General features: G+C 55.6%; 1 protein-coding gene. It reads left to right on the forward strand.

What is annotated here, in order from left to right:
* Positions 1–64: 64 nt before the first annotated feature.
* Positions 65–1,131 (forward strand): IS3 family transposase gene (locus MSNKSG1_RS18585; RefSeq protein ID WP_152638828.1). Its coding sequence is split into 2 segments (ribosomal slippage), with 1,068 coding nucleotides annotated over them: positions 65–323 and positions 323–1,131; the frame shifts between segments, so codons are not numbered across the junction. This gene is flagged as partial in the annotation.

Consider the following 1,131-nt stretch of genomic DNA (forward strand, 5'->3'; position numbering starts at 1 on the left):
CCCCCAACTTTCTAATCCAGCCTGATCTTAGTAATGTTCATCAGCAGAGAAGAGGACGATGAACATGAAGAAGCGATTCACCGAAGAGCAGATCATCCCGATTCTGAAGGAAGCCGAGGCCGGCTTGCCAGTGAAGGAGCTGTGCCGCAATTACAACATCTCGGATGCCACCTTTTACACCTGGCGCAAGAAGTACGGCGGCCTGGAGGTCTCTGAGGCCCGTCGTCTGAAGGCCCTGGAGGAAGAGAACGCCCGGCTTAAGAAGCTACTGGCAGAGTCCATGTTGGATTCTGAAGCCCTGAAGGCCGCTCTCAACCGAAAGTACTGACCGTCGGGAACAAGCGCGAGGCTGTGCGCACCATGCTGTCGGAGACGATGATATCCGAGCGCAAAGCCTGTTCACTCGTCGGGTTATCCCGCGCAACGATGCGGTATCAGTCTCAACGCTCGCTAGAGGAGCGTGAACTGACAGAGCGCATTAAAGCCATTGCATTCGAACGTCGCCGGTTCGGGTACCGGCGTGTTCACCAGTTGCTGCGTCGTGAGGGTGCTGAGGTGAATCACAAGAAGGTTTATCGGCTTTATCGGGAGGCCGGCCTAGCCGTCCGCAAACGCAAGCGCCGTAAAGGCGTGATGGTCGAACGGCAGCCCTTGGTGTTGCCTGATGCGCCGAACCATACGTGGTCTATGGACTTCGTTATGGATTCATTGGCCAACGGCCGCAGGATCAAATGTCTGACGATCGTGGATGACTTCACCAAGGAGTGCCTCGATATTCCCGTGGCCATGGGCATCTCAGGAGAACAGGTCGCCCGAACACTGGATGGTATCGCTGCCTTCCGAGGCTACCCGAAAGCCGTTAGGACCGATCAGGGGCCAGAATTCACTGGTAGAGCGCTCGATCAATGGGCTTACCGCCATAACGTTGAACTGAAGCTGATTCAGCCCGGCAAACCGATGCAGAATGGTTACGTCGAGAGCTTTAACGGAAAATTCCGGGATGAGTGTCTGAATGAACACTGGTTCCAGGATCTCGCTCACGCCCGGGAGAAGATCAGCAATTGGCGCTTGGACTACAATGGGCAGCGTCCGCATTCATCCTTGGGGTATCAGACACCTCTGGAGTTTGCG

It is taken from the genome of Marinobacter santoriniensis NKSG1 (genome assembly GCF_000347775.1).
GTDB lineage: Bacteria > Pseudomonadota > Gammaproteobacteria > Pseudomonadales > Oleiphilaceae > Marinobacter > Marinobacter santoriniensis.